Raw genomic sequence first — 26,217 nt, forward strand, 5'->3', positions numbered from 1 at the left:
TAAAATTCCAATAAAAAAGAAATTCCAAATTCCAATTAAAACTTGGAATTTGGAATTTAAAATATTGAGATTCAATAATTTTAGTTGACTATTATTTTCTTAACTGTTCTTCTGTTTCCATCAATAACAGTAACTAAATAAATTCCTGCCGAAACATTTGGAAGCTGAATGTTTTGATTAAAATCTCCAGATGCTGCGAAGGTTTGGGTGTAAACACTTTTTCCTAAAATATCGTGTACAAAAACCTGAACATTATTTGATTCACTTGCAAATTGGACTGTAAAACTTCCTTTATTTGGATTTGGATAAAGTGCAAAATCAAGAGTTTCAAAATCGTCTGTTCCTAAAGTAAATGTTTTGGTACAGATGTTGACTGATGCTGAATTTATTGTTCCAAACATTCCCGAAACAGCGTCACGAACTCTAAATGTCCATGTTCCCTGTTGTGTCTGCCCATTAAAAGCACTCAATTCATTAACCGGAATAACAATTTGTTCTGTTATTTTGCTGCAATCTAAAGCATTTCCTGAATCATCAAAATTAAGAATCAATGTTGAGTTTAAACTTGGACATGATTTATTAAACAAACGAACTGTTGTTCCCTGCGGACTCACGATTTGGATTTCAAGATCAGATAATCGTTCGTGTGTAACATTTACCAAAACATTTACATCTGAAATTGTTCCTGTTGCACTTGGAACGCTAACTGCTTTTGTTGTATAACTTGTTGAAGCTATAATATTAAAAGGACTTTCAAAACTATAGTTATTACAGCTTGTTGTTGTTGTATACCCAATAGCAAACGGTTTGCTGTTTAAAGTATAATAGATATTTGCCGTTGGTTCAATAAGAAGTCTGCAATTTGTAGATGAAGGAATACTAGCAGGCAGAGCAATAACTTCTGAACCATCATTTGGTGTATTAGCCGCTAAAGTTGTTGGAAAAGTTAAACCGCCATCTGTAGAAAGTTTGATATTTACTAACGAAGATCCCTGCAGATTATTCGTATTGTTAACGCTCCAGGTAATAGTTTGACTTGAGCCTTGCTGCCAGCTTACATTATCGCCATTATGCGATGTTACTGCAAAAGGTCCGGCTGTTGAAACCACATTAACAAACATTGCACTTGTATTGGTCTGCGCTGTACCTAAAGCTGCATTATCTCTACCTGTTAAAGTAAAATTTAATGTTCTGGCGATAGACGAAACAGACTCCCAAGTTGTGGTCAATTTATTTTGTAATACGGAATCATAACTTGGAAAATAACGAATAGGTGAAGTTGTTGGAGCAAATGATCTGAACAAAGGCCCGTCTGGTTTTGTTGGATATGCAATACTGTTTGCTTCAGATGTCGTAGTAGCATTATCATATTCTTCCCAAGTGTACGTGATAATATCCCCTTCTGGATCTGAACCGGTTCCTTTTAAAACAAATGGTGTACCAATTGGGATCGTATAATTACTTCCTGCACTAATTACAGGCGGATTATTGGTTAAATTGGTGCTAACCGGACAGCTTTTTCCAGCAAGCGTATTCTGAATCTGTAAAATACTTGCATATGCAAAATAGTCATCAGAATTATTTTGAATATCATAATCACCCGTAACTCCGGCATATCCCATTATTGTAGAACCGCTTCCCGGCTCAACATTCACTGATGTTCTTTCCCCTGAATCGTATGAAAAAGTATGATTTGCTCCCAATTGATGTCCAAATTCATGTATCACAAAATCAATATCAAAAGTATCGCCTTCAGGTTTTCCGTCTGAAGGAGACGTGAAAGCACTTCCTTTTGCTAAAGGATCACCTGTTGTTGGATTTGAACAAATACAACCTATGCAGCCGGCATTACCTCCTCCGCCAGAAGCTCCGAATAAATGTCCAATATCATAATTACTATTTCCTATAACATTTGTCAACGTTGTTTGAACTTCCTGATTCCATGCGCCATCTGCACCATCTGAAGCTTTAGAATAAGGCTGAGTTGCAACATTGGTATAAATTACAGCATCATTATTGGCAATCAAAACCAGTTTTAATGCTAAATCTTTGTTTAAAATGCCGTTGACTCTTGTTAGTGTTGCGTTCATTCCTGCTAAAGCTCCGGCTTTTGTTCCACCAAAATACGCTGTATATTCTGCTGTACAGGACAATGCTAAACGAAGTGTTTTAAAAACTTTATTATTAGATGTTGTTTTTGCAGTTTTTCCTTCTTTGTTATTTATAACGGCATCTATAGTTTTACATACTAATTTTGCTTTTGAAGCTGCATCTTTTGAAGAAAACAAAACATATTCTGCCTTGTTATCTGGGTTTTGCTCTATAAACTCAGTCGGTTTATCAGCCCTAAAAAGCATTGTTTGAAGCCCTCTTGGCGAAAGACTAAAATGTATTTTTGCCGATTTATCGTCTAAACCACTTCCTTCGTAAGCTCTAATTTCCGGGTATTTTGCCTGTAGTTCAGGATCAAAATTTGAAGATTCCCAAACCTGAAATCTTTCTAAAACTCCTTTTGCATTTGGAATCGTAATTTCGGCATTTGAACTTAACGAAGATTTTTGAGTTGTTTTGGCCAATTTTGCTGTTAAGGATTCTGTATTTAATTTATAATACAGTTTATCAGAATCAGTTACTGAAGCTTTTTTTCCAGAGACTGAAACCGAATTAACCTTTTGCCACAGGTCGTCATTTTGGGCATGAAGTTGTACAAATGAAAAGATAATCAGAAAATAAAGTAATTGTTTCTTCATGCTTAGTGATATTTTTTATGAAATCAAATTTAGTCGAATTAAATCAAATTCTTACATCTAAACGACATTTAACGTTTTTTAGTCGACGAATCCGTGATTTTTTCGACAAAAGAAGTATAATATTCCTAAAAAATCAATTGCCCTTAGTACAAAATTTAAAATAGATAGTATAAATTTGCAGCATCTTAAATAATTTGTTTTGAAGCTCTTTCATTCTATAAACGATTTCCATTCGACCAAGAAAACAATTTTAACTCTTGGTACTTTTGATGGCGTACATATTGGTCATAAAAAAATTCTGGAAAGAATTACTCAAAACACGGAAAATGGAAAATACGAAAGTTTAGTACTTACATTTTTTCCGCATCCGAGAATGGTTTTACAAGAAAAATCAGAAATAAAATTGCTCAATACTATTGCTGAAAAAACAAAACTTTTAGAAGCAACCGGAATTGAAAATTTAGTTATTCATCCGTTTAACGAAAGTTTCTCAAGATTAACTGCCGAAGAATTTGTGAGCACTATTTTGGTTGATCAGTTTCATATTCAAAAAATAATTATTGGCCACGATCATCGTTTTGGAAGAAACAGAACGGCCAATATTGATAATTTAATTGCTTTTGGTGCCGAATATGGTTTTGAAGTGGAACAAATTTCTGCAGAAGAAATACAAGATGTTTCTGTTAGTTCTACCAAGATCAGAAAAGCTTTAGACGAAGGAAATATGGAATTAGCCAATGAATATTTAGGCTATGACTATTTTTTGAGCGGTGAAGTTGTAAAAGGAAGACAGTTAGGAAGAACAATTGGTTTTCCAACAGCAAATATTCAAATTGAAGAAGAATACAAATTAATTCCAAAAAATGGAGTTTATGTTGTGAAGGCTTTGATTGATAATTTGGAAGTTTTCGGAATGATGAACATCGGCTTCAATCCAACAGTAAATGGACAAAAACAAACTATCGAAGTAAACCTTTTTGATTTTGATGCTGATATTTACGGCAAAAAAATTGAGATTTCATTATTGCAATATCTTCGCGGAGAACAAAAGTTTGGCTCACTTGATTTGCTGAAAGCTCAATTAAATCAGGACAAACAAGATTCTTTAGATTTTGTGAGTAAGCTTCAATAATTACTTTTAGATATGTAGTCCCTACGGGACAAAATGGAATGGTTTATAATATATTTTACCAATATAAAATCTCTATGAGATAAACCCCGTTAGGAGTTAAATATCGGTAGCAAAAAAATACCACACCTGTATTAATGTCCTGTAAGGACTTCACTCGAGATTCTTTGAGTAACTTCAACAAATAAAATATATAGTCCCTACGGGACAAAATAAATACTTGAAAATTGTATTCTACCGATATTAAATCTCTACGAGATAGATTTGTTAGGAATTAAAAATCAACCGCAAATATTACGCATCTGATTTCCATCATAATAAACTCTCTAGAAATACTCCGTTAGGAGTTAAATATCGGTAGCAAAAAAAATACCACACCTTTATTAATGTCCTGTAAGGACTTCACACGTTTCAACAAAAACATTATTCCAAAACGTTATTTCTTGATCTATAAGATTTTACCAATTTTAGATCATCGTAGTTATTTTTTTAGTAAATTTGATATAGGACTCTGTTTCCCAAACATTTACTATTAACTTCTTTAAAAATAACCACTATGAAATTACCTAAAGAAATAACAAACGGTTTTTTAATATTCCTTGGAATTGGCATTTATTTTTTATTGATGAATTTATTAGGTCTGGCAGATTTGTTTTACCTGCGTACGCTCAATGTGTTTTTTATATTTTATGGCGTAAACAGAACCATGCAAATGAATCTTCATGAGGGAGAAACTGGTTTTGTATCAAATGCTGTGTCAGCTATGACAACTTCTGTTGTTGGTGTATCACTAAGTGTTTTAGGATTATTAATTTACAGCTATGCACGAGGCGGAGATGCTTATGTAGGAACATTATCTGAAGCATTTATGTTTGGAGGAAATCCTTCTGTACCCACTTATTGTATTTGTCTGCTTTTTGAAGGGCTCGCTTCATCGGTAATTGTTACTTTAATGATGATGTTATACTGGAACAATAAATATGCTGCCGATTAATTATTCAAAATAAAAACAACCATTTAAGCGCTCAAAAATCATAAAAACCTATAATTTTATGATTTTTGAGCGCTTCTTTTTTAAAAGACTTGCCAAATATTCAATTACAACAATCAGTGTTGTTGGTTACTACAATTTAATTACTTTTAAAACTTCAAAAAAAATTGTATCCATGAGCATAACAAAACACAATTGGACAAAAGACGAAATAATAGCAATCTATAATAAACCACTAATGGATTTGCTTTATGAAGCTGCAACGATTCACAGACAAAAACATGATCCAAACGTCGTTCAGGTTTCTACTTTATTATCAATAAAAACAGGCGGATGTCCTGAAGATTGTGGTTATTGCCCACAAGCTGCAAGGTATAATACCGGAGTTGAAGGAAATGACTTAATGACGGTGAGCCATGTAAAAGCTCAGGCCTTAAGAGCTAAATCCAGCGGATCTTCCCGCGTTTGTATGGGAGCTGCCTGGAGAAATGTAAAAGATGGTGAAGAATTTGATCAGGTTTTAGAAATGGTTCGTACAATCAATAAACTTGATATGGAAGTTTGCTGTACTTTAGGTATGCTTACAGAAAATCAGGCACAGCGTTTAGCCGAAGCTGGTTTATATGCTTACAATCATAATTTAGATACTTCTGAAGAATATTATAAAGATGTAATTTCTACGCGCGGTTTTGAAGACCGTTTACAAACTATCGAAAATGTTCGTAAAACAAATGTTACGGTTTGCAGCGGTGGAATTATTGGAATGGGAGAAAGTATTGAAGACAGAGCCGGAATGCTTGTTGCGCTTTCAACTTTAAATCCGCAGCCGGAATCTGTTCCTATTAACGCTTTAGTTGCTGTTGAAGGAACTCCGATGGAAGAAGAAAAACCGGTTGAAATCTGGGAAATGATTCGTATGGTTGCTACAACCAGAATTGTAATGCCGGAAACTCAGGTTCGTTTATCTGCCGGAAGAACTAACATGACTCGTGAAGGTCAGGCAATGTGCTTTTTTGCAGGAGCAAATTCAATTTTTGCAGGAGATAAATTATTAACTACTCCAAATCCTGATGTTAGCGAAGATATGAAGATGTTTGAAATGTTAGGATTGGTTCCGCAAAAGCCTTTTATAAAAGTTTCTCAGCCAAAAACAGTAGAAGCTGCTGATTCTCAATTTAATTCTTTAGGAGAAAAACCGAGATGGTCAAGACCCGGACATACAATTGAAAGAAACGTTGAAGCTTCGATCAAATCAAAAATTTAGGCAAAAGAGTTAAAAAACTTCAATAAAATTTTTTAAATTGCTTATGACACAGAGTTATAAGCAATTTTTTTATTTATAAAAATGAAGTTAAAACAGATAGAAAGGGTCAAAAAAATCTCTAAGGAAGATTTTATTTCCCAATATGTAAAAAAACAAATCCCGGTTGTTGTTGAAGAACTAACGGAAGACTGGCCCGCTTATCAAAAATGGAAATTATCTTATATTAATGATATTGCCGGTGATATTACGGTTCCTTTGTACGATGATCGGCCTGTAAACCATGAAGAAGGTTTTAATGAAGCTCATATGACAATGAAAATGAGCGATTACATTAACCTTTTGGAATCAAAACCTACCAATTATCGCATTTTTCTTTACAACTTAATGAAAGAAGTGCCACGGTTAAAAAATGATTTTTTATGGCCGGATATTGGACTAAAACTTGTTAGGCAATTACCGATGTTGTTTTTTGGAGGCGAAAATGCCAGAGTATTTATGCATTACGATATTGATTACTCGAACATTTTGCATTTCCATTTTCATGGAGAAAAACAATGTATGATTTTTGCGCCAAACCAGTCAAAGTATATGTACAAGGTTCCGCATGCTTTAATTTCGAGGGAAGACATTGATTTTGATAATCCTGATTATGAAAAATTTCCTGCACTTAAAAATGCTGAGGGATATATCACTAATCTTAAACATGGAGAAATGCTGTATATGCCCGAAGGTTACTGGCATTATATGAAATATTTAACTCCCGGATTTTCAATGAGTCTGCGGGCTTTTCCTAAAAACATCGTGAATTTATCTAAAGCTGCATACAATGTTTTGATTATGCGTCATTTTGATATTATGATGCGGAAATTTAAAGGACAGAAATGGATTGACTATAAAAATAAAAAAGCAATTCAAAACACGCATGAAAACCTTCGAAAGAGTGCTTAATAAAAATAAAAGCCGGCTGCAGAATTAATTTTACAGCCGGCTTTTTATTTCAGTTTATAAATTAATGAAACGTAATTTTTCTGGTGGTTGTTTTTCCGTTTTCCAAAGTCACTTTTACAATCAAAACCTGATCTCCTGACTGCAGATTTGGAATCTGTAATTCGGTATTTTCAATCTTTTTATTGTTGTAAATCAATTTTCCTGAAATATCAAAAATGGAAACTTCTTTTATATAATCATGCGTTGAATTTACTTTAATGTTTTTATTCTTAACCGAAACAAAAAGATTGTTTTCCTGACTTTCAAAATCATCAACTCCTAAATTTACTGCAGCATATTTCAGAACAAAGCGGTCCAGAAAAGTCCCTATTGATGTATTAAAAGTATATTTTCCTGTTTGCAGATTATGTGTCGTATTGTTCCATTTATCTTCTAAATAAATGGCATGATTTGCTAAATCACCATCTGCATGATCTATTGCTATTGAAAATTCGCCTTCAATTCCAGATCTGTATCCTAAAGGAACAACATCAGTATCCTGAAAAGGTACAGCGCGACCCTGAACCGTTAATTTTCTTCCTTCGTTAATACTGTAAAAATCTACATATATATTTCCGTTTATGGTAACTCCATCATAATTATTGTCCCAGGTATCAGTTGCTCCTTCTATATATCCTACTAACAACTGTTTAAAAAGCCCCTGAGTATTTGTCATATTAAGCCAGACTCTGTGTTTTTCAATTGTTTCTTTATTGCTTTCTGCTGTTTTAAAAAACTGGCTATTGTTTCCGGGAATTCTCATTGAATTTGTAAAAACAGCGTTTCCAGTAGTTTTTGCTTTTACGAAAAAAGCCTGCCCAGCCGCTATATATCCTAATGGAGGAGTTTGATTTCCGGGTGTTCCTGCTCCTTGTCCACTCAGGCTGCCTACACTTGTACTTCCGGTTAAATTATAAATAGCATAATCATCGCTATTATAATTAAATTGAGCATCACCGGGAACAGAGCTGCTTGGTGCGGAATTATGAGTCCAAAAATATAATGTTCCATACAAATTGGCAGCATTATCAAAAATAAATTGATCTGCATATATTGCCGAAGGATATGGATTACCCAGCAAATGAGATTTCTCTGCAGCTACTAAAGGGACGGTAATTGTACCATTATTAGGAACTCCTTCTAAAAATGAATTATAAACTGAAGGAGCGGATATATCGAAATTTTGAGGTGCTCTGACAATATAACCATACCCCGGACTCATTTCCATCGTTCCATTATAATTTATTATCCACCCACTAATAGCATTATGACTATAATACTTATCTGACAATGTGTTTGGTGACAAATCGTGTAATGTAAAAGCCGGTGTACGCACAATTGGCGAAGACCAATACGTAAAATCATATCTTCGAACTGGTGTGGTGTTTCGTTTATATATAATATTACCCGTATTTACGACATTATTAACCTGCATTAAACTGGCATTGTTTTCAAAAGTCAATAAACCTCCGTTGTTGCTCACTGAATTGGTAATCGTTAAAGTATGATTAGAATTTATCGTAACATTTGCACCTGCATCAACAACACAAGAACAACCGCTCAAATCACCAGTTGTAGAATAATTACCTGAAAACCGAACTGCATCTGTAACTATGGGCGGACTTCCTTTTGACCAACTTGTACCATTCCAAATATTTGTAACCGGAGCTTTTATCTCCAAATTAATAGTTGGTAAAGAAGGACAAATATTTATATCATGTATTGTAAAAGTATAATTTCCGGGAGCCAGATTTGTTATGGTATAACTAGTTCCTGATGAAGTATAGGTTTGAGAAACTGTTCCGTTTTGTGTAATTGTCCAATTTGGTGATGCCAATAAGCCAGTCAGATGTACGCTTCCGTTTGGATTAACACAAGTTGGCTGTGTAATAATTGCCAATATTGGTGTAGATGGTTTTGGTTCCACATCAATTCTTGTTTCTATTGCAAATTCTTCAGGGCAAGTTCCGTTTTTTACCACAGCTCTATAGCTGGTACTTGTTGTTAATACTCCCGGCTGATATGTATTTGACGTATTTGCAAAAGGCTGCCAAACGTATGGTATAGATTCGGCATATTCCCATCTTACAATTGTTCCCGTATAATCTGTCAAAGTTAATAACGGACTTGGATCTCCCGCACAAATATGATTTCCTCCATGCACTGCACCACGTTCAGTTTTTGTTACCGTTGTAGTATTGCTTGCGCTTGTATTTGAGGCACATCCTATTGAAGAATAACCAACAGTTACTGTTTTACTTCCAACGGTAAGCCATTGTAATGTTACGGTATTACTTGACGCAGACAAATCTCCTGAAGTAATTATATAATCTGTATTCAAAACTCCCGGAACATTCCAAACATAATTTGATTGTCCGGTTTGAGTCGTATACGTAACATCTGTATTTACACAAACAGAAGCTGCGGGCTGCGTTGTAAATGTTGGCGTTGGAATTGGATTAATTGTTATTGCTGCTGAACCTCCGGTAAAACCAGAATTTCTAGCACAGGTATTTGCACCCGTTACTGAAACTAAAGTATAAGTTGTCGTTGTGATAACTGGGGCTGTAAAAGTGGCGAATGGAGTTCCGCTTACAACTCCTGAAGCCGTGCGATCTGCTCCACCATTTTCTTTATAAACAACTGTGTATGGGCCAGTTCCTGAAGTAGCAGTAAATGTCAATTGTCCCGCCCCAGTTGCACAAAACGGACCGTTAGCCGTTAAACTTCCCTGTGGTAATGGATTTACTGTTATTGTAGTTGAACCTGCTGTAAAACCAGAACTTCTAACACAGGAATTTGCTCCTGTTACTGAAACTAAAGTATAAGTTGTTGTTGCGGTAACTGGCGTTGTAAAAGTGGCGAATGGTGTTCCGCTTACAACTCCCGTTGCTGTGCGGTCAGCTCCTCCGTTTTCTTTATAAACAACTGTGTATGGACCTGTTCCTGCTGTGGCAGTAAATGTCAATTGTCCAGAGCCTGTTGCACAAAATGGGCTATTGGCACTCAAACTTCCCTGAGGTAATGGATTAACCGTTATTGTAGCTGAACCCGTTGTAAAACCAGAACTTCTAACGCAGGTGTTTGCTCCCGTTACTGAAACTAATGTATAAGTTGTTGTTGCAGTAACTGGCGTTGTAAAAGTCGCGAATGGTGTCCCGCTCACAACTCCCGCTGCAGTTTGGTCAGCCCCTCCATTTTCTTTGTAAACAATTGTATATGGACCAGTTCCTGCTGTGGCAGTAAAAGTTAACTGCCCCGAACCTGTTACACAAAATGGACCATTTGCTGTTAAACTTCCCTGTGGTAATGGATTTACTGTTATTGTAGTTGAACCTGCTGTAAAACCGGAACTTCTAACACAGGTATTTGATCCTGTTACAGAAACTAATGTATAAGTTGTTGTTGCGGTAACTGGCGTTGTAAAAGTGTTAAACGGTGTTCCGCTTACAACTCCCGTTGCAGTTCTGTCTGCTCCTCCGTTTTCTTTATAAACAATTGTGTATGGGCCTGCTCCTGATGTCGCTGTAAAAGTTAACTGTCCTGCGCCCGTTTCACAAAACGGACCATTCGCCGTCAAACTTCCCTGTGGTAATGGATTAACTGTTATTGTTGCTGAACCTGCTGTAAAACCAGAATTTCTAATACAGGTATTTGATCCTGTAACTGAAACTAAAGTATACGTTGTCGTAGCTGTAACTGTGGGAGTAAAAGCGGCAAAAGGCGTTCCGCTGACAACTCCGCTTGCGGTGCGATCTGCTCCACCGTTTTCTTTGTAAACAACTGTATATGGACCTATTCCTGCTGTAGCTGTGAAAGTTAACAATCCGGAACCAGTTGCACAAAATGGACCGTTTGCTGTCAAACTTCCCTGCGGCAATGGATTGATAGTTATTGTAGCTGTGTTTCCTGTAAAACCAGAACTTCTCGAACAAGTGTTTGCTCCGGTTACTGAAACTAATGTATAAGTTGTTGTTGCGGTAACTGGCGTTGTAAAAGTGTTAAACGGTGTTCCGCTTACAACTCCTGTTGCAGTTCGGTCTGCTCCTCCGTTTTCTTTGTACACAACTGTATATGGACCCGTTCCTGCCGTAGCTGTAAAAGTTAATTGTCCGGAACCTGTTACACAAAAAGGACCATTTGCTGATAAAGTTCCTTGTGGTAAAGGATTAACTGTTACTGTTGTCGCTATAGAATTTGCAGCTGTACAAACTCCATTTTGAACAACAGCTCTAAATTCAGTTGTTTCACTAAGCGGTCCAGAAATATAAGTATTTGTTGTATTTGCAATATCAGTCCAGGTTGAAAATGGAGCTATAGAATATTGCCATTTTTGAATTGTACCTGTTTGTCCTGCTAAAGATAAAGCAGCACTTGTTGCTCCAGCACAAATTGTTGTTCCGCCTGAAACTGTTCCACCAGCTGAAGGAGCAAAAATTGTAACTGTTGTAACGTTTGAAGTAGATATAGCTGAAGAACAGACTCCGGATGTTAAATTAGTAACGGTAATATTACTTGTCCCAACAGTGTTTAAACCTGCTGCTGTAAATGTTCCCGTTCCGGCAGTAGTCACAGTCATTATTGCTGTAAGTCCTGTCGCACTTGGATTGCTTCGACTGTATGTCACGGTATAAGTTCCTGTTGGTAAAGACGCAGCAGATGATGTCAATGTTACAACTGAAGTAGTTCCAAGATTACTGCAAACATTTACTGCCGAAATTCCTGTAATACTATAAGTAGGGCAAGTATAGGTTACTATAACCTGACCAGATGCTCCTGATCCTCCAGGCTGAGCAGCAGCAAGAGCAGAACTCATTGAGCCACTACCTCCTCCTCCTGGGGCAGCACCGGGGTTTCCAACTGTAGTTCCAAGAACTAAGCTTGGCACAGATGCTCCTCCGGCTCCTCCTCCGGGACTTGCTCCATTTCCTCCTTTTCCGGAACTTAATAAAAGTGCGGCTAAAACATTTCCTCCAGTTCCTCCTGCTTCACCAGCAGTTTTTGTAGTACCAAAAGAGGCTGCTGTAGATCCACCAGTACCTCCGGCAGGTGCTCCACCTGCATTGTTAGCCAAACCTCCTGCTCCACCTGCAGCATATATTACTGTTTCATAACCGGTAATGGTTGAATGCCCGCCTGCAGCTCCATTATTTACTGTACCGGCTACTGTACCGGCAACTACAACATTTAAAGTATTGCTGGCTGTTACATTGATATTACTTCTGGCATAAGCGCCTCCGCCTCCTCCGCCTCCGCTTCGTCCTTCAAGTAAACCTGAGCCGCCCGCGCCGCCACCGGCACCGCCTCCGCCCCAAGCTTGCACATCCATTACCGTAACACCAGCGGGAACGACTATTGTTCCATTAGATGTCAATGTATGTGGGGGCTGTGCCCATAAGGAAAAACAAAAAAAGGAGAATAAAAGTGAGAGTTTAATTTTATTTGATAAAAAATTCTCTTGGCATTCATTGAATAAAGAAAAACAACGAATAAAAAATTGAGGTAAGATTAGAAAGATTGGTAATTTTTTTTTCATCGCACTATTTTTTAATTAACAGAAAAAGATTCACCAGTGAGAGAAAGTCTGGTTTAGTTTAATTTCTAAATACCTCAAAAAATAACATTGACTTCAAAAATGATTTTGAAACAAAAGCAAAGAATAGTTAGCAAATGTTCTCTTTTGTGGTATTTAAATAAGCATTAAATAGTATTTGGCAGATAAAAAATAAGTTACATTTTGTTTAAGGGGTTTGAAAATGTATATTAACGGCTTTTATGTTATATTCGTCGATTGACTGTTAAAACAAGGTACGATTTTTTTTACATCAGATTTAGAGGGAAAATGTTAAATATTGTAGATTTAACACTTTTAAGTTGATAATTTAAAAATTGTGTAGGTTGTGTTAATTTGCTCAACAAATTGATTAAGTGTAATTTATACTTATAAAAACTATTCAAAAAGAAAAATCCCCATACATAAATATGTTGGCGGATTATCTACATTGATAAAAATTCTAGTTTAGAAAATGATCTTTTTTGTCTTTGAAAAATCATCTTCTAAAATTACTTTCACTAACATGATTTGATGAACAATTCTTAAATTTGATATTACTAATTCAAACTCGTTTAGTTTTCTTTTTTCGAAAAGTAATTTTCCATTAATATCATAGAGCTGAACATTTTTTAGTTTTTGATTTTTCGATCTTATATTGATTATTTTATCTTTTGACGAAACCAAAATTTCATTTTTAGTATTCTGAAAATCATCAACACTTAAATTTTTATTAGTAAAATGAAGGATGAATCTATCTGTAAAAACTCCTATTTCACTATGAAAGGTGTAATCTTTTAGGGTTAGATTGGAAATACTATTCATTAGCTTGTCTTCTAAATAAATTTCCTGCTCTGACAAATTACCATCAGAATGATCTATCGCTATTGTAAAACTATCGGCGATTACCGTTTTATATCCTAAATTAATTTCATCAGAATCCTGAAAAGGTAAAGCTCGTCCCTGAATTACTAATTTTTTGCTTTCACTAATACTATAAAAGTCTACAAATTGGTTTCCATTTAAGGTTTCTGCATCATAATTTAGATCATAAGAATTTGTTGCACCTGGCAGGTATCCAATTAAAATTTGTTTAAAAGCACCATTATCATTTTGAAGATTCAGCCATAATCTATTTTTAGCTGCTTCTTTCTTAGTCTCTGTTTGTCTTTTTACAGGTTTAAAAAACTTATTATTTGTTCCGGAAATTCGCATGCTATTATTGAATTCCAAAAGTCCTAACTGATTACTTTTAACAAAAAATCCTTGACCGGAAGCAATTTTACCATCGGGAATTGTTTCATTCATACCTTTAGAAATTGCTTTTGTACCCACCCCGCCAACTAAATTATAAACGGCATAGTCATCTGATGTATATTCTAAATTTGTTATTTGTGTATTATGTGTCCAGAAATAAAGCGCGCCTTTGATTTTAAATTCGTTTTTACTCAAAAAAATATTCCCATCAATAGCAGATGGATATGGATTTCCAATTAAGTAAAACCTATTGTTTTCTTGTAAATCAACTTCAACCTTTCCATTATTTGGAACACCTGCAAAAACTCCTTCATATATAGATCGTTCAAACTGAGAAAATTCCTGAGGAGATCTTATTATATATCCTTTTCCTAAAGTCATATAACTGGATGGTTCTTCAATTTTCCAGCCTGGCAATGCAGAATTGTACGACTGATATTTATCAAATAATGTGTGAGGTGAAAGATCAATTAGTTTTTGATTATTGACTGGAGAAGACCAATAGGTATAATCAAATTTTAAAACAGGATTTGTTTTTCTTTTCATCTGCATAATTCCAGAATTTACCATATCATCATCTGATTGGTATAAACTGGCTGAATCTTCTAAAGCTAATGTTCCTAAACCGGAATATGAAAATTCAATTCCTAAAGTATTTCCACTTAAAAGTGTAACTTTTTTTCCTGCTTCAATGCTGCAGCTGCAAACATTCGATGAATTTAAAATCGGAAAATCTTCTTTAAAAAAGATTTCTTTTCCTCCAGACGGATAGCCATTTGACCATGAACGACCATCCCAAATTGTTGATTCGAGACAAAGTTTTAACCGACAAATTCTATGCTTGGAAAATCCTGAAACAGAATTAAAATTTCCTCCTATTAAAAGTCTAAAATCGGATGTAATACTTAATGCAAAAATTTTATTGTTTACTGATGCATTGAAGGTGTTATCAAAATCTCCTGTTTTTAGCAATCTTATTAATCTTAAAGAAGGGTAATTTTTATAAGTTCCTGAAAAGGTTCCGCCAACTAAAAGACGATCATCTGGCTGTACCAAAATTGCACGAATATCTCCTTTATTAAAACCTGTTCCGGAATCAAAACTGCTGTCTAAACTTCCGTTAGAATTTAGACGAAGAATTCGTTTTTGCGAACTTTTATTATACATCAAAAAAGACCCGCCAACAACTATTTTTCCGTCTGATTGTAATGCAATTGCGTAAACATTTTTATCAAAACCTTCTCCAATATTAAAACTTGTATCGATACTTCCATCTGTATTTAATCGAACCAAATGCTGATAGGACTGATCATTAAATTTTATAAATCTTCCTCCGATTAAAATTTTTCCGTCGGGCTGAATTAGAATATCGTCTATTATAGCATCTGCGCCAAGACCTGTATTAAAAGTTGGATCTTGTGAACCATTGGGCAGTAACCTTACAATCCTAATTATTGAAAGATCGCCATTGTAGCGTGTAAAGTTTCCTGCAACAATAATTTTATTATCGGACTGTAAGGCCATAGCATAAATTTGGCTATTGAATCCTGAACCCATATTGAAGGAATTATCAATTGATCCGTCTTGAAAAATTCTAACAATTCTATTATAAAGCTGATCATTATATTTGGTGAAATTTCCACCCAAAATAATTTTACCGTCTGCTTGAAGAATAGCTGTTTTTATTAAGTTATTTGCTCCGGTTTGGCCAGTATTAAAATCGGGGTCAAATGATCCGTCTTCTAAAAGTCTTGCAATTCTAAAAGCAGGATTATTATTGAACTTCGTAAAGTTCCCAAGTACTATTGTTTTTTGATTTTCTAATGGAATGATTTTTAAAACAGAATTATCAAAACCAATTCCAGAAGCCAAATAACCGGTATCTTGCTCCCCTTCGAAATTCACTTTTGCCAGTCTTCCCTGATTTTGTCCATCGAAAACAGAAAATGTTCCTCCAATAAACCACGATCCTTCTGAGTCATTTGCGAGTGTCCAAACAGTAGATGCCGGCCCCGTACCCATATCAAAATCAGGTTTTATTGTTCCGTCTGAATTTAAGAAAGCCACATGATTAACAGTTACTCCATCATAGCGACCGGTAAAAGATCCGCCAGCCATGATATTTCCTTCACTATCAATTTTGATAACTTGAACAACATTATTAAAACCTGATCCAAGAAAACTGAAATCACGGGAGCCATCTGGATTAAGACGCACAATTCTATTGGCAGTAATTCCATTATATGATGTAAAACTTCCTCCTAAAAGTATCTTACCATCGGGTTGAACTTCAATAGTATTTACATTATCATCAAAACCAGTCCCGATATTAAAATCTTTATCTATACTTCCATCAGAATTTAGCCTGATTATTCCATTAGAGTCAAAATCATTAAAAGAGGTAAAATTGCCCACAACTAAAATCTTCCCATTAGTCAAAACGTGAACATTTGAAATGAGTAAAGCAGAACCTATACCTATTTTAAATGAAGTGTCTATTAAGCCGTTTGGCAGTAATCGTGCAATTCTGTTTACGGCTGTATTACCATATTTTGTAAAAGTCCCAGCAATTATAATTTTCCCATCTGACTGCAAATCTATATCATGAACAATTCCTGCTCCTGAACTAGCTGCAACGACTGTGTTAAAAGATTCATCATAAGACCCATCATTGTTTAGGCGAACGAGCCTTCCCGCATTTTTTCCATTATAAGTTGAAAAATTTCCTCCAACTAATATTTTACCATCGGGCTGAACATTTGAAGAATAAACTTTACCATTAAAGCTAGTTCCTGTATCAAAACTTTCGTCTATTGTTCCGTCCGGTTTTAAACGAGTTAAGTATGAAGATGGAATTCCGTGCAGACTTGTATATTCACCTCCAACAATCAGGTTATTATCTGGCTGCAAAAAAAGAGTTCGGACAGTCGCGTTAAATCCATCTCCTTTAGATCCGTCATCGATTGTATTAAAAGTGTTATCAACTTTTCCCTGTTGGGCAATAAGAGTGTTTGTGAAAGGCAGAAAAATGAGGAACAGGATGTATTTTATCAAAGTCGTAAAATAGTAAATTAATATTTGTAAGAATTAACCGAAATTAATTTACTTTGAAAAATAATACAATACCCACTTTTGGTGATTTTTTATTTATTTTTAAAAACAAAAAAACCATTCCGTTTTGTCGGAATGGTTTTTATTAGAAGAAGTTTTTTATCATTTAAAGATAATCTTTCTTGTTACTTCTGCTTTGTTTTCAAGTGTTACTTTTACCAGTAAAACCTGTTCAGCAGCATGTAGATTTAAGATTGACAATTCTGTCGTTCCAACTTTCTTTTTATTGTATAAAAGTTTGCCGGTGATATCAAAAACTGAAACCTCTTTAATGTTTTCTTTTGAAGAAGTTACTTTAATTACTTTATCTTTTACAGAAACCAAAAGTCCGTCTTTTACATTTTCGAAATCTCCGGTTCCTAATGTTTTGTTAGTATAACGAAGCGTGAAACGATCTGTAAATGTTCCTATATCGGTAGTAAATTTATAGTTTCCAGCTTTTAGGTTATAAATTGTACCTGTTTTTTTATCTTCAAGATAAATTGCCTGATCATTCAACAATCCATCCGTATGATCTATTGCAATTGTAAATTCTCCTGCAACAGCAGTTCTGTATCCAAGCGGAATTAAATCTGTATCCTCAAAAGGAAGTCCACGCCCTTGAATAGTTAGTTTTTTAGCATCATTTAAACTGTAAAAGTCTAAATTGACACTTCCGTTGAGTGTTGCCGCATCATAATTTTGATCCCAGCTGTTTGTTGCTCCTTCAATGTAACCAATTAGTACCTGCTTATACAATCCTGTAGCATTTGAGATATTAAGCCATAAACGGTTTTTTTCAAGATTGGTTTGAACGGTTTTAAAGAACTGACTGTTATTGCCTGCAATTCGCATACTGTTTGTAAAAACAACATTATTTCCTGTACTGGCTTTGAAGAAAAACCCCTGAGCTGCTGCAATTTTCCCACTTGCAGGCGGACCATTTGAAGTTCCTGTGCTTCCTGATAAGGTATATACCGAATAATCATCCGGGTCATAGTTGTAAGTTGCATTTCCATTGGTGTTTTCGTCAGGCTGGTTACTGTGTGTCCAGAAATACAATGCTCCAACACCAGCGTCATTAATCAATCTATCGGCATCTATTGCTGATGGGTATGGGTTTCCAATTAAATTCCATTTTGTAGCGACTGGAGTAACCGTAATATTTCCATTGTTTGGAACTCCTGTAAATGAGGCCTGAAAAACAGCTGGACTTACATTACCTTGTGGTCCTCTTATGATATAACCCTGCCCTGGTGTCATGACCAAAGTTCCGTTATAACTAGTTACCCATCCACTTGATGGATTAAAGCTTTGGTATTTATCTGCCAATGTTGTTGGCGATAAATCATGAAGCGTCATTCCGGGTGTTGCCGTAACCGGTATTGACCAGTATACATAATCATAACGATTTACAGGCGTAGTGCTTCTTAAATAAGTAATGTTTCCAGTATTAACTGCATTAGTAGTTTGAACCAAACTTGCATTATTATCAAAGGTTAATGAACCGCCTGAATTAACATTTAAAGAGTTAGTAATTGTTAAAGTCCTTCCAGATGGAACTGTCATGTTAACACCACTATTTATGGTACAAGAACAAGCAGTTAAATCTGCTGAAATTGCAAACGCTCCAGAAAAAACAGCTCTTTTTGTTGCAGTTGGAGTTCCGTTAGACCAAGCTGTTCCATTCCATGTTGTCGAAGATTGATCTGTAATTGTTGCTCCTAAACTCGATGGTGACTTACAGCCTCTGGTATTATCTGTTACTCTAAATGTATAAGTATTGGCAGCTAATAAGGGGATTGTTGTACTAGTTCCTGAACCTGTATATGTAGCAGATCCCGGGCTTCTTTCTATAGTCCAAGTTCCAGTTGCTGGTAAGTTATTTAAAATAACACTTCCTAAAGCAGCGCATGAAACATCGCTTATTGTGCCAATGGTTGGTGGTGGCAGTAAATCTATGGATGTTGAAATATTATCTGTATAGGTATGTCCCGAAATATCTTCAACGACATTTAACGATGGATCAGTTCCGGTAACTTTTGCAGAATTAACAACTCTTCCAGTAAGTACATCATTACTAGTAATCGTATAAGTTCCGGTTAATGTAGCAGTTGCTCCGGCGGCTAAACTAGCAATTGGGTTCCCTGTTATAGTGACTCCTGGCATTGGATCAGTTACACGAACATCTGTAATAGGAACTTCTCCTGTATTTTTTACATTAAAAGTATAATTAATAACATCTCCAGCTTTCCCGCATGATGGCATCGAAGCTGTTTTTATAAGACTTAATTCAGCAATTTTTAATGAATTTGTATTAAAAGCAATAAAAGCACAATCTGAACTGCCTGAAAAAGTTACTACAAAACGGTCAACCTGAGCAGCGTTTGCAGATGTTATTCCAAATTGACTGGTTTCGATTGCAAGCATTCTAATGTCTCTTGTTGATGCGGCAGCAAATCCGAGAGTTCCATCCATTTTAAATAAATCAAGACTATACGTACCAATCGCAGTTACAGCATCAAACTTTATAGATAATTCAGTTCCTACGGTATTTCCTAATGCATCGATAAATTTAAAAGTATCTGGTGTTCCTCCTGGATCTGCAACCTGGGTTACAATTAAATCAGGAATTCCGTCACCAATACCTGAAAGATTCAGGTTATTGGTACCTACTTTAAATTCAGCTGTTCCGGCTTTTATATTAGCAACACCTGTACCAATTGAAAGTCCGCTTGCTCCATCAGTTAATCTTGATGCAAGTTCAGCTCCAGTAGCACTTGAACCAGCTAAAGCGGGTCTTAAAATTGCCGAACCCGCTGATTCGTCTATCATAGAACCTTGCAAAAAGTATGAGCTTGATGTTGAACCAAGAGATTGAATTTTCAATGCTCTAAATTTTTGTGCATTATAAACTACAGAGTGCGAATCTAGAGTCGTATTACTTACTCCTGTTGAATAAGTAGTTCCATTCCATGAGAATGCCAATAGGTTGTTTTCTCTGTCTGGACGATTACCAACTCCAGTAGTAGAATTTGAAGTCCAGTATCCGTTCCAATCAGTGTGGATTCTTGAAACAGCTGTTAGCTGCGCTGACATTTTTAAAGAAACCAATAAAAATATAAACAGTATCTTTTTAAATAAAGAACGGGTAAACAAAAGTAATTTTTGGGGCATACAATTTGTATTTGGTTTGATTCGGTTATTAATAATGATTTAATTCTTAAAAAAATTTAAACTTATTTTTACTTTACTCTTTTTATTTAGTACGTTCATTACATGGAAAAATCCGGCAGCTTTCACTGTCGGATTTTTTTTATATTTTATTTTAATTATTTGAAAATGATTTTCCTTGTTGTTGCAGAGTCATTTTCAAGAATAACTTTTACTAATAAAACCTGATTGGCAGACTGCAGATTCGAAATCGATAATTCTGTCGTTCCTATTTTATTTTTACTATATAAAAGCTTTCCTGTAATATCATATATATTTACTTCTTTAATGTTTTCTTTTGAAGAAGTGACTTTGATTGCTTTATCTTTTACAGAAACCAAAAGTCCGTCTTTTACATTTTCGAAATCACCTGTTCCTAATGTTTTATTCGTGTAACGAAGTACAAAACGATCTGTAAATGTTCCTATCTCAGTAGTAAATTTATAGTTACCGGTTTTTAGGTCGTGTACTTTACTGGTTACTTTGTCTTCCAGATAAACTGCCTGATCATTTAGTAATCCATCTGTATGGTCAATTGCAATGGTAAATTCTCCCGCAACTGAGGTTTTATATCCAAGAGGAACTAAATCTGTATCTTCAAAAGGAAGTCCACGTCCCTGAATCGTTAGTTTCTTGGCGTCATTTAAACTATAAAAGTCTAAATATGCACTTCCGTTAAGTGTAGCTGCATCATAATTCTGATCCCAGCTATTTGTTGCTCCTTCAATGTAACCTATCAGGGCTTGTTTAAATAATCCTGTTGTAGTTGACATATTCAGCCATACACGGTTTCTCTCTATATCGGCAGCTGTTTTAAAGAACTGGCTGTTTTCACCTGGTATTCTCATACTGTTTGTAAAAACTACATCACTTCCCGTACTTGCTTTGAAGAAAAATCCCTGACCTGCTGCAATTTTTCCACTTGCTGCCGGGCCATTAGAAGTTCCTGTACTTCCTGATAAGGTATATACCGAATAATCATCCGGATCATAATTGTAAGTTGCATTTCCATCAGTATCTTTATCTGGCTGGTTGCTGTGCGTCCAGAAATACAATGCTCCAGTTCCTGCGTCGGTTATTAATTTATTTGCACTAATTGCTGACGGATATGGATTTCCGATTAAATGCCACTTTGTAGCTACAGGTGTAATGGTAAAATCTCCATTATTTGGAACTCCCGTAAAAGAAGCTTGAAAAACAGCAGCGCTAACATTTTCCTGCGGTCCTCTTACAATATATCCTTGTCCAGGTGTCATAACCTGAGTTCCGTTATAACTAATTACCCATCCACTTGATGGATTAAAACTTTGGTATTTATCTGCCAGAGTAGTTGGTGATAAATCATGAAGTGTCATACCTGGTGTTGCTGTAACCGGTATTGACCAGTATACATAATCGTAACGGTTTATAGGAGTTGTGCTTCTTTTATAAGTAATGTTTCCTGTGTTAACAACATTTGCAGTCTGAACTAAACTTGCATTGTTATCAAAGGTTAAAGAACCGCCTGAATTAACGTTTAATGCGTTAGTAACTGTTAGAGTTCTGCCACTTTTTATTGTAACGTTTGCTCCGCTTGCAATTTTACATGAACATCCATTAATATCTTTGTCTAAGCTATAATTGGCATCAAATTCTAATATATCATTTAACGTTGGATCTGAGCCACTAGACCATGTCGTTCCATTCCATTTATTTGCTGATTGTATAGTTACGACTGAAGAATATACTGATCCACAATTACTTTGTATTGCAAAACTATAATCACCAGGAACTAATCCTGAAACCGTCATTGTTCCCGTTCCTGAAATACTGTAAGTTCCATTTGTTGAATTTGGTCCATTAAAAAGTAACGTTCCGGAATTTGGCAAACCACTCAATGTAACACTTCCCGTTGGAACTAAACAAGTTGGTTTAACTATTGTTCCTGGTACTGGAGCAGTATAAGAAGTCTCGACTGTTGTTGTTGAAGAAGCCGGAGAGGCCGCTGAACATCCGTTAGAATTTCTATAATTAACTGTTACTGTTTTACTACCTGTCGTTAACCATCTTAATGTTACTGTATTACTTCCTGTCCCGATTCCTCCTCCAGTAATAGTGTAATCACTTCCACTATTTCCAGATATTGTCCAGGTATAATTTGCCTGTCCGCCTTGTGTAGTATAAACTACGTTTGTTCCTGTACAGGTACTTGTTCCTGCCTGACTTGTAAAAGTAACTGTTGGTAAAGGATCAATATCAAAGCTAGTTTCGATAGCAGCAAAACCTTGTGGACAACCAGAAGTTTGTGCAACCGCTCTGTACGCTCTTTTTGCGTAAAGTAATTCCGTTGGCTGATACTCAATTAGATTTGCAGTACCAGCTATGGGAATCCAAGTTACATTGTTATCATCACTATATTCCCATCTTACTACTTTTTCAGGATAAGAATATGCTGCTCCCTGATTAGGGGCATCAGCATTTGCCAAAGTCAATTTATTAGGCTGAGTTCCATAACAAATATGTCTACCTCCATGTGTACGTCCTCTGTCTGTTGTAATAACTGTTACTGCTACAGCATTTGATATCACTGTAGAACCGCAACTTCCATTAACTTCTACAGTATAGTTTCCAACATTTGTAGTTGTTGGATTTGTTAAGGTTAATGTATTTGTTCCTTGTCCATTTACACCGCCGCCATTTGTAACAGCTGTTCCATCTTTTTTCCAAACATATGTTAATGTGCTTCCTACTGCTGTAACTGAAATTGTTTGTGTACCACTTCCTGAACATGCAGCAGCAGGAGCAGTTGGTTGTACTGTTATTGCTGTTATGGCATTTACTGTAATTGTTCCTGTAGCATTAACCGCAGTTGCCCCGCAGCCATTAACCGGAATACTATATGAAAAAGTTCCTGATGCTGTTGGTGTGCCACTAATAGTAATCGTATTAGAAGCCCAAGATGCAGAAACTCCTGCTGGTAAACCATTTGCTCCGGCAACACCATTATTAGCTATTCCTGTTACACTTCCTGCAGTTGTATGTGTAACATTCGTTATCGCTGTATTGATACAAACATTTGGACTAGATGATGCTGCTCCAATGGCTTTATTTGCATTAACAGTAATTGTTCCCGTTGCATTTACTGTACCACATCCCCCATTTAATGGAATGCTATAAGTAAAATTACCTGATGCTGTTGGCGTACCACTAATAGTGATAGTATTGGTAGCCCAAGATGCAGAAACTCCTGCCGGTAAACCGTTTGCGCCTGCAACTCCATTGTTAGCTATTCCTGTTGCGCCAGTTGTAGTATGTGTTATATTTGTTATTGATGTATTAATACAAGTAGTTGGACTTGATGATGCAGCAGTCACTGTATTTATCCTAACGGTAATTGTTCCTGTAGCATTAACCGCAGTTGACCCGCAGCCATTAACTGGAATGCTGTATGAAAAAGTTCCTGATGCTGTTGGAGTACCGCTAATAGTAATAGTATTAGAAGCCCAAGACGCAGAAACTCCTGCTGGCAGACCATTTGCTCCGGCAACACCATTGTTAGCTATTCCTGTTACACCTCCAGTAGTAGTATGTGTAAAAGCTGTTATTGCTGTATTGATACAAACATTTGGACTTGCTGAGGCAGCACCCACAGCTTTGTTTGCATTAACAGTAATTGTTCCCGTTGCATTTACTGTTCCACATCCGCCATTTAACGGAATGCTATATGAAAAAATTCCTGATGCTGTTGGAGTACCACTAATAGTAATAGTATTAGAAGCCCAAGATGCAGAAACTCCTGCTGGTAAACCATTTGCTCCTGCGACACCATTGTTAGCTATTCCTGTTGCGCCAGTAGTAGTATGAGTTACATTCGTAATAGCCGTGTTGATACAAACATTTGGGCTTGATGAAGCAGCTGTTACTGTATTTGTTCTAACAATTATTGTTCCTGTAGTATTTGTAGCATTTCCACACCCTCCAGTCAGTGGAATATTATAGTTAAAAGTTCCAGCAGCGGTAGGAGTTCCGCTAATAGTGATTGTATTTGATGCAAATGATGCTGATACACCTGCTGGCAAACCATTTGCGCCAGATACTCCATTATTAGATATTCCTGTTGCGCCAGTAGTACTGTGTGTTATATTTGTTATTGCTGTGTTAATACATACATTTGGACTTGAAGAAGCACTCCCTACTGTATAAGAAGTAGATCCAATTGTAATTGTTGAAACTGTAGAATATGAAATATTAGTACAAGGTGAATTTCTAACAACAGCTCTGTAGTAAGTAGTTTGTGTTAAATTTTGTACATCAATTCCGTTATTTGTATTATTAATCGTTGTTGTATTGCTTACAAAATTATCTGTAGAGGATTCCCAACGAATAACTGAACCAATATATCCCGTTAAATTTAAGTATGCAATATAAGTATTTGGACACCCACTTGCAGACGGCAATGTACCTCCGTTGCTCGTTTGTGCTATTGTTACAAATAAACTTGATGGACCTGAAGTACCACAAGCATTTGTTGATGTAACCTGAATATTTCCAGAAGTAGCTGAAGCACTAAAAGTAACACTTGCAGAAAGACCATCAGCCGCTGGTGTAATAGTTGCACCTGTTCCTGAATAAAACCAATTGTAAGCATAAGAACCTTGAACGGCGCTAATTGTATAGCTAGTTGTAGAACTTTGACATTGAGTTTGAGAACCTGCTAAATTTGATGGTGCTCCTCCAGGTCCATTCGTAACATAAATTGTTCTGGTTGCTGTTCTTGCTGTAGGGCAATCTGTTGTTGATGGAATTGTATAAGTAACAGTAGCTGTTCCGTTTGCAGTTGCAGTAATTGCACCTGTACTTGAATTGATTGACGCTATACCAGATGGGCTTATGGTCCATGTTCCTCCCGGAACTGTAGATGCAAAAGTAGTAGATGTACTTCCGTAAGTACAAATATATTGATTACCGGAAAGAGTTCCAGCAGATGTTGGACAATCATAAGATATAACAACTTTACCCGCTGCACCTGCACCACCAGCTCTGTTTCCAGCTATTTGTGATGTTCTTCCTCCACTGCCACCTCCACCATAAAGACTTCCAGGATTACCAGCTGCTGTATTACCAGAACCACCTACTATTGCCCCTCCTGTTCCTCCTGTTGGGCCGGAACCAGTTCCACCAACACCAGAGTCTGCACCATTATTACTTTCTCCATTTCCTCCATTACCGCCCGCAATGACCTGTACTCCACCAACATTTCCAGTTGTTCCTCCAGTTCCTCCCAAAATAGGATTCCCTCCATTAGTATTTCCCGTTCCTCCAGATCCTCCTGCTGCATATATCAAACCAGAAGCTGAAGTTCCATTTATACTTACAGTAGAAAAACCTCCATTACCACCACTTGCACCACTAGCTGCTGTTCCGGCAGCCCCAACTGTAGCATCAAGTACATTTGTTGGTGCAACTGTTAAGTTACTTTTTGCATAAGCTCCTCCGCCTCCGCCTCCGCCTGTTCTTGCAGTAGCTCCAACAGCATTTGTAGATCCTCCTCCAGCTCCACCGCCGCCCCAACATTCTACTACCACAGTTGTGACACCAGCAGGAACTGTAAAGGTTTTAGGAGTTGTAGCTGTCACATAAGTTTTTGTAACGGTTTGTCCGAAAGAAACAAAGGAAATTACAAAAAATAAAAAACTAAAAAGTAATGTTTTCTTCATGTTATATGTTTTCTATCAGGTTGTTATGCGAGCATAAGAGTTGTCTTGCCCGCAAAGATATATACATATACGTTTTAGAAATTATCAGGGTTTTTAGAATAGGCATATAATCGATAAACCGATAAAATAATCGATGAAATGCACGGCAAAAACCATGATTTTATGGAATTTCTTATAAAACAAGTAAATTAAAAATAAGAAAAATCCTTAGTAATAAGCGTTTTAGTTTTGTTTTTTTGGGATAATAATCGAAAAAACGTCTGGTTTTGTAAAAAATCCTCAAAAAAGC

Annotated in this window: 9 protein-coding genes; 4 read left to right on the forward strand and 5 right to left on the reverse strand. The window is 36.1% G+C overall.

Annotated features, from left to right (window positions below):
- Positions 1 to 80 precede the first annotated feature (80 nt).
- A complete protein-coding gene (locus tag FLAPXU55_RS00675; protein ID WP_180856013.1) occupies positions 81 to 2,750 on the reverse strand; it encodes a zinc-dependent metalloprotease in 2,670 nt (889 codons plus the stop codon).
- A gap of 199 nt (positions 2,751 to 2,949) precedes the next feature.
- On the opposite strand from FLAPXU55_RS00675, the gene FLAPXU55_RS00680 reads away from it, so the two are divergent.
- The 4 genes from FLAPXU55_RS00680 to FLAPXU55_RS00695 all read left to right on the forward strand — a co-directional run bounded on the left by FLAPXU55_RS00680 (position 2,950) and on the right by FLAPXU55_RS00695 (position 7,082).
- Positions 2,950 to 3,882, forward strand: a complete 933-nt coding sequence (locus FLAPXU55_RS00680) for a bifunctional riboflavin kinase/FAD synthetase (protein ID WP_180856015.1) — start codon at positions 2,950 to 2,952, stop codon at positions 3,880 to 3,882.
- Between the two features lie 553 nt (positions 3,883 to 4,435).
- Complete coding sequence (locus FLAPXU55_RS00685) at positions 4,436 to 4,873, forward strand: hypothetical protein (RefSeq protein ID WP_053473441.1); 438 nt, start codon at positions 4,436 to 4,438, stop codon at positions 4,871 to 4,873.
- 172 nt (positions 4,874 to 5,045) lie between these two features.
- Positions 5,046 to 6,134 carry a biotin synthase BioB gene (gene bioB / locus FLAPXU55_RS00690; protein WP_053473456.1) on the forward strand — a complete coding sequence of 363 codons (1,089 nt, stop codon included), beginning with the start codon at positions 5,046 to 5,048 and terminating at the stop codon, positions 6,132 to 6,134.
- A gap of 81 nt (positions 6,135 to 6,215) precedes the next feature.
- A complete protein-coding gene (locus FLAPXU55_RS00695) occupies positions 6,216 to 7,082 on the forward strand; it encodes a cupin-like domain-containing protein (protein ID WP_180856017.1) in 867 nt (288 codons plus the stop codon).
- Between the two features lie 61 nt (positions 7,083 to 7,143).
- Here FLAPXU55_RS00695 and FLAPXU55_RS00700 read toward each other — a convergent pair whose 3' ends face one another.
- The 4 genes from FLAPXU55_RS00700 to FLAPXU55_RS00715 form a co-directional block, all read right to left on the reverse strand.
- Positions 7,144 to 12,495 (reverse strand): T9SS sorting signal type C domain-containing protein, encoded by a 5,352-nt coding sequence (locus FLAPXU55_RS00700; protein WP_180856018.1) that lies wholly within the window; start codon positions 12,493 to 12,495, stop codon positions 7,144 to 7,146.
- A gap of 645 nt (positions 12,496 to 13,140) precedes the next feature.
- A complete protein-coding gene (locus FLAPXU55_RS00705; protein ID WP_180856020.1) occupies positions 13,141 to 16,983 on the reverse strand; it encodes a T9SS sorting signal type C domain-containing protein in 3,843 nt (1,280 codons plus the stop codon).
- A 159-nt stretch (positions 16,984 to 17,142) separates the two neighbouring features.
- Positions 17,143 to 20,118, reverse strand: coding sequence for a DUF7507 domain-containing protein (locus FLAPXU55_RS00710; RefSeq protein ID WP_180856022.1), 2,976 nt, complete (start codon positions 20,116 to 20,118; stop codon positions 17,143 to 17,145).
- Between the two features lie 233 nt (positions 20,119 to 20,351).
- Complete coding sequence (locus FLAPXU55_RS00715) at positions 20,352 to 25,928, reverse strand: T9SS sorting signal type C domain-containing protein (RefSeq protein ID WP_180856024.1); 5,577 nt, start codon at positions 25,926 to 25,928, stop codon at positions 20,352 to 20,354.
- Positions 25,929 to 26,217 lie beyond the last annotated feature (289 nt).

It is taken from the genome of Flavobacterium panici (assembly GCF_903819335.1).
GTDB lineage: Bacteria > Bacteroidota > Bacteroidia > Flavobacteriales > Flavobacteriaceae > Flavobacterium > Flavobacterium panici.